The organism is Bartonella sp. CM86QHHN, assembly GCF_042194695.1.
Lineage (GTDB): Bacteria > Pseudomonadota > Alphaproteobacteria > Rhizobiales > Rhizobiaceae > Bartonella.
Genome location: NZ_JBHIND010000036.1, coordinates 1 through 6,475 on the forward strand (window position 1 = coordinate 1; position 6,475 = coordinate 6,475).

Annotated in this window: 7 protein-coding genes; all 7 read right to left on the minus strand. The window is 42.5% G+C overall.

Features of this window, described 5'->3' with window-relative positions:
• A partial coding sequence (locus ACFIKX_RS03215; protein ID WP_375661204.1) for a hypothetical protein occupies positions 1 to 1,392 on the minus strand: 1,392 nt, incomplete at its 3' end.
• A 1-nt stretch (position 1,393) separates the two neighbouring features.
• Positions 1,394 to 2,101: a hypothetical protein gene (locus tag ACFIKX_RS03220; protein ID WP_375628267.1), complete on the minus strand. Its 708-nt coding sequence runs from the start codon at positions 2,099 to 2,101 to the stop codon at positions 1,394 to 1,396.
• An 11-nt stretch (positions 2,102 to 2,112) separates the two neighbouring features.
• Positions 2,113 to 2,493, minus strand: coding sequence for a hypothetical protein (locus ACFIKX_RS03225; RefSeq protein ID WP_375612646.1), 381 nt, complete (start codon positions 2,491 to 2,493; stop codon positions 2,113 to 2,115).
• Between the two features lie 11 nt (positions 2,494 to 2,504).
• A complete protein-coding gene (locus ACFIKX_RS03230; protein WP_375628269.1) occupies positions 2,505 to 2,885 on the minus strand; it encodes a hypothetical protein in 381 nt (126 codons plus the stop codon).
• 20 nt (positions 2,886 to 2,905) lie between these two features.
• Positions 2,906 to 4,033, minus strand: a complete 1,128-nt coding sequence (locus tag ACFIKX_RS03235; protein ID WP_375628271.1) for a N4-gp56 family major capsid protein — start codon at positions 4,031 to 4,033, stop codon at positions 2,906 to 2,908.
• A 92-nt stretch (positions 4,034 to 4,125) separates the two neighbouring features.
• Complete coding sequence (locus tag ACFIKX_RS03240; RefSeq protein WP_375628273.1) at positions 4,126 to 5,019, minus strand: hypothetical protein; 894 nt, start codon at positions 5,017 to 5,019, stop codon at positions 4,126 to 4,128.
• 13 nt (positions 5,020 to 5,032) lie between these two features.
• A partial coding sequence (locus ACFIKX_RS03245; protein ID WP_375661205.1) for a phage portal protein occupies positions 5,033 to 6,475 on the minus strand: 1,443 nt, incomplete at its 5' end.

Here is a 6,475-nt window from a genome sequence, read left to right on the forward strand (position 1 = left end):
AGGAATACGCAATTTAAAGCGGTGATAACGATTGCGCGAACGACCATGATAAGCACCCGTGACATATGAACATGCCCTCTCCTTATGCCATGTAATCGGTGTCTGATGATTGCGAAGCCGACGCTCTCCTATGCTTAAAAGACCTTCCGTCGTATCAACTTCAGCAAACATCTTCGTGATAAAGTTAAAACTTCCATCTGGTGCCCCCATTTCTTGCGAAACAACCGTTGCCTCCATCGGTGCTCCCGTAAACATAACAAGTCTATTTTCATCATCAAAAGCACCAAGCATTGGGGCGCCACTTTGCCAACGAGGGCTGTCTAAAGAAGCCGGCAATGTCTCAAGATTGATCGAGATCTCATCTAACTGTTCTAAAGTATAACCTGTCGTAAATACTGGAAACAACGTGAAAGGTTTTCCCTGTAGCGTCGACCATTTCTGCAATCCCCAATCATAGACAAAGGTCGTTTGCTCGTTATTACCTCTTTTTAAGGACCAGTAAATCCGGTTATCAATGGGGTCTATAACCCCTTGCATCTCATCAAGAGCAAACTTATCAAAGGTTTTAAAAACCGTTCTATCAACCTTCTCAAAGCCTATCGGCAAAAGTTGACCATCAGCACTGATCTGATAAAAGCCACCATCACCAGCAAAAAAAGCATCACTCCCGCGACACGCTATAGAGGCTGCACTGCGCGCTCCACGTTTGTCTTGGATCTTTTGAAAAGCAAACGGGCTCTTGGAACCTAACGTCAAAGAACCAGCATAAATAGCAGAACGAAGAAAAATAAGGGGATTGGTTGTTTCTGTTGCCCCCTGCACATATTCTCCATCTTGGAAATCCATATAACCACTAACATTATATTGAGTCTCCCATAGAGTTTCATCGCCTTCTCCAGACCAATGGATGCGATTGGGATTATCTGTCAATTGCATCAAACAAACAAAAGGTCCCCAAACCTTAACCAATCCTGCTTTCGGTGGATTTCCTTCTAAATCTTCAAACCGTTCAGAACTAAGGACCTTGAAAACTTGCGGTTTATCATTTTTATTCACCGCAATAACCATGTTTTTAAAAAGAGCAAACGACCATTTATTCTCTTCATTTGCTTGATAGGTCACACCACTTTGGCTTATGTCTTTCCAACCCTTGGTTTGACTATCATAACTGTAAAGCTTTTGTTTGCCTCCTACAATTATCTTAACACCATTGCCACTTCTAAACGCTATGCACCCCAAAGGCTTTTCTTCCAAAGCATGAGACACAACCATTGCACTAGGCATGGGTATGTAACCGCCATCAGCCGGTAAAACATTCACAAGCGTATCCGTAAAGCTACCGTTGACGACCGAAACATCTGGTCTGTAATCAGCGATTGGAAAATAAACCATCTTAAAAATCCGTTGGTATTATTCTGGTCACGTTATGACGTTGAGACGTCTCTGCACGCAATTCATGCAACTGTTCGTTAAAGTCATTGTAAGCTGCCGTTGCACAATCGGGATCTTTCAAGATATTCTTGTAAAGTTCGTATTTTGCACGCGCCTTAATCAAATCAAACGCGTGCACAAACCATGGATGCTCCTCATCGACACTCTCTATCTCTGATAAACGCAATGGAGAGAGAATGAGTTGAATCTGATAGGCTTTATCCGGTGTGGGATAAAGATGTAATTTCCTATCAAAATAACTGTAACAAACCGGCGTTCCTTGCTGCTCTGATGATAACAAAGGCTCTAAAGAAACATGGTCCTTACATTCCAAGGCAAACTTATGATGTTGATCAGAGCTTAGATAAACGTTTTTTATTTTAACAGCTGTTTCAATAGGGCGGGTAGTGCTTGCATCATAAACACCTTGTCCCGCCCGTGTCTCAAACACCACATCACGGCTTTCGTTAAAGTAAAAGGTCTCCCGTTCACAAAAACGAATGGCTGCAAAAATGCTTTCTTGGATTTGTTGAACATACTCATCGGCTATGTCATCAATCTCATCTTGAATGACCGACACTAAGTGCGAAAGTGTTCTCTTATGACGATAAACATCTCGCTTTACTGGTATCGGTCCTCCAGTCTTAACCCGAATATAATGACGTGTCATCAAAATACCTCTCAGTGATTAGTCACAAATTCAACGACTATACTTGCTTGACCAGCTTGTACTGTTTTGTCCGCTTTAGCATAGAGAGTGACCTCTTCATCATAAGGGACAAATTCCTTCTGATTGGTGGGCTTAACCTCTTTTACTGCCTGTTGTTTGATTTCCGCTTCACCAAACTCAGTCCCTCCAGCAGTGCTGCCTATTTTGACCTTTGTGTCCGAAAATGCTGTCTTAACAAACACTTTAATCGAAGTAATCAAAGCACCACGAGGGAGGGTGCCTATCTTCATCACCTTTTCTTTATCTTCATAGCTAAAATTAAGCCGCAAAAAGCTTACCTGCTGGGTATGAAGATTTCTCCCTTGCAAGGGCTGTGGTAAATAATCTGCCATGTCTTATCCCCTCAATGATTTGTTACGAATTGCACAACCACAATACATTCACCAGCATCGGTGGTTTTGTCTCGTGTTGCATAAAGGGGCATCTCCTTATCATCTGCAACAAAAGACTTTTGATCTGTTGGCGTAAAATCTTGCGTGCCTTGGGCTTTGATGTCTTTTTCACTGAACTCATTGCCCCCATAGCTGCTGCCAATCTTCAATTTCGCTTCTGAAAATGCCGTCTTAACGAACGCTTTTATTGAAGTGATCAAAGCGCCACGGGGTAATATCCCAATTTTCTCCGTAAGATGCTTATCTTTATGCGAGATATTTAACCGCAAAAAACTTACCTGTTGGGTATGTAGATTTCTGCCCTGTAATGGAGGGGGTAATTGATCTGCCATGTCTTGTTTCCTCCCTATGATTAATTATCAGGTTCACCACTGTAGGTGGGGATAACAATCGTTCCAAAATCTTGCGCTGCTTGAGAGCTATTTGGAAATTTGAAACGGGTTTTCTTCATGCCAATCAGTGTTTTCGCAGACAAACCATAGTAACGTTGATAGTCGAAATGCTCTTCCACCAATTTATAGCGATTGACATTGCGATTATTTCCAAAAGCCATAACGATACTTTGTGCTCCAAGAAAAACAGCACGACGCACACTTTTTTTCGCTGTATGATCGGTAGATTTAACCCCATGGGTGACATGTTCAGATTCACGTAAAATCACACCATTATACATGCCTAAAGAACCATCAAAGATTGGGTTTTGCGCACGAGAGCCTGTGTAAGCAGCTTTCTGAATATCAAGCCACTGTCCAGTCTCTGTATTGGTGCGCAATTGCATCACTTGTGTTGGGTGCAAATAGAGAACATAAACACTCTCCCCATTCACACGTACTGGTCGAATTTTGGGATTAGCAAGTTTCGCCATTTTTACAGCTTCGTCAATAAGCTTCAAACTAAAGCTGTGTTTTGGCGCTTCACTGAGATCTTCATCCTTGGTTTTACCATCTGGACGGATAATTCGCTTACTACTTGGTGCCAGAGGTTCATTAAATCCATAATGCACATTCTCGATATCTATCATCCGATCTTCAAAAGAGATTGTCCTTGCTGTATATCCGCAAGCTTGAATGAAAAACATCAAGCTTAAGCGATCTGCATACCAATCAACTAAGCCATCTTTTGCTTCGTCACGCAAATCAAACGTTGTACGTTGTTGCGCTATACTACCTTCATTTTCTACACGAACTGCATGCGAAAGCTCGTCAATATATAGTCTGTCATGAAGGAATTGTAATGCCTCTTCATTCCCCTCAAGCGTCTGTCCTGAGGTAACTCCCCGTCCCAAAAGCTGTGTACGTAAGCTAAATGTAACACAATCCCCTCTGCCCTTCTGTGTTTCAGTTTTAAGTTGAATAATGCTGTTTGAACCCTTGCCTATAAGGGGGGCAATAGGTATCGCCTTTGAAACTTCTGTATTTAATAATTTTGACCACGTGCTTATCGCATGAGGATCATCTGCTCTAACTGTTGTTAATGCCATTGATTTTACCTTTCTTTGCTGTAAAAAAAACCGGCTTAAAAGCCGGACCATAACCCTGCATAAAACAGGCTAATTTCTATAAAAATGCACTCTTAATACCCGTTACCAGCACCATGCAATTGCCGAAAAATTGCTTTATTTTTCGGATTTGATATCCAAGCGTCAAATTCTTCTTCTGACATCCTATCAATGCTTGCTAAAGTGATTGGTCCAACACTGCCCCCTCCACCAGATGCCGTTAAGGTTCTCGCAGAATTCTGCCGGCTTTGAAGCGCAGCAACTTGATTATTCGCTTGTAATGCTTGGTTCTGATAGCCAAGATTTTGCGCTATTCTATAAATCTCTTCTGCCGGATTGAGATCTCTTTGTGCACAAGTCGCTACAAGAGCATGCAATTGATCTCTTATAATCGCATCTATTGTGTTTTGTTGTCCATACTCAGGATAAAGTGATGACCAAGAACTCAATTCCTTTGCGCGTGCCTCATAAAGAAAATTTGCCGCGGCATCAAAATCACTGGATTTATTTTGAAACGACTTAACAGAATTATTAAAAAATTCACCAAGACGTATATCATGCTGCTGCTGTTCCTCAGCTTGTCTTAGCGCTTCTTTCTGTTCCCTAATATACGCATCTTGCTTTTGAATCTTATCTAGCATCCACGCCACTAAACGAACAGGGTCCTCACGTAGGTCTGGGGGTGCATTTTCACCTTCAACCATTGGCGTCTGGGATTGGGGTTCATAAAACTTTACAAGCGCTTCACGGGCTTGTTTGGCTTGTTGCTCCATACGCTGCTGTTCTATACTAGGAACAATCTCTGAAGGTTTTTCAACGGGCTGTGCAACCGGCTCTGGAGACGTAATGTCATCATTATCAATCGTTTCACCATCATAAGTGCCGGCATCAAAAGAGCTCTCATCATCAAAGACCGGTGCTCCAACTCTGTAATCTTCATTCATAGCTTCGTTCATTTCTGCATTCATTCTCTAACCTCTCTCAAATGCTTCTTCCTCTGTATGTTGCCGCTCTTTCACGCATGATTTGATTTTGCGCTCGTTCATTAAGAATACGCTCCCGTTCAAGCTCATGCTTCTGTTGCATCAATTCAGCTTCCAATTCTGCTCTCTTTTGACGCATGACCAATTCAATCTGCTTGCCTTGTAAATCCATCTGTTGCATCTGACTTTTAGCCGCAATATCTTGCTGCTTTTCCTGCAACTTCATTTCTTGTTCCGGATTCATTTGCTGTTGTTGGGCTTGTTGTGCCATTTGCTGCTGTTGCATCTTCTCACTCACACGATTAAGCAATGACGCAGGCAATGGAGAATAACGAAGTAGATCAAGCATAATATCCGGCGTAATCGCATTTTGAAGCAATGGGAGCAGCTGTGTGATAATGCCAAAGGTACGCTCTTTCTCATTCGGGCTGGTTGGAGCATCATCCACCACAATATCGTAATCAACACTCATCACCGCTTCACGTGTTAAGGGAATATATTGCGCATTCTCCTCACCCGATATCCTCACCAAACGACCATCAGACAAGTAATTCTGTATCAGATGCAAAATAATCTTACCCTGCCTTTTGCGATACAAACGCAAGCCATCAAATAGACAAGCAAGCAGGTTAAGACTAGATTGACGCCGTTGTGCTTCTAAAATCCCTGCTTGTGAGACTTCTCTCGTCCCGATAAACTCAGGCGATAAGCCCGTAACTTGATTAATCGCTTCCTTGGCTTCATTAAACAGTTGGAAAAAACCGGTTGGGAATTGCGCTACGGGTTTGGGCTGTATCTTACCACCTGCCAAAGCGCCATTTTTTAAAACCGTAATACTATCTACTCTGCTCCAACTCTTTACAGCTTCTCTCACATCTTCAAATGCGCCCCGCTCTGCCATTATCCCGCCTTTGGATTGGCTATTAAGGATATGCATTACTTGACTAAAATATTTATTCGCCCATCGTTGTGGATCTTTTGTCGGACGGACAACCCCATAAAATTGCCGTTCTATCTTATCAAAATACCCTGTTATACACTCCCAACCCAATTGACCCGCTGGAACCAAAGGTTGATCAGGGGATTCAAGCAATTTTCTCCCTAAAAAAGCACGTTTTACGACCTTTTTATTGAAAGCTGCCCCTTGGATATCGGGCATCATGCACTGTAACTGCTTAAATTCCTCTTCGCTATAATCACGCAATTCACCCGTTTCTAAATCGGGCGCTTTGTAATATCGCTCGCTTTCAAACCAACGGCATTCAACAAGTGTAACCATCCGACGACCGTTTTCAACATCAATGCCCTTCTCATCATCGTAAGCTTCAAGATCATTATGATGAATGCCTTCATGAGAGCTCCCATCACGCGCCCAATCCGCACTCAGCTCTGTCCAATGAGATTTGGGAAACATCTGCTTAGCTACTTCTAACGGCTTGCG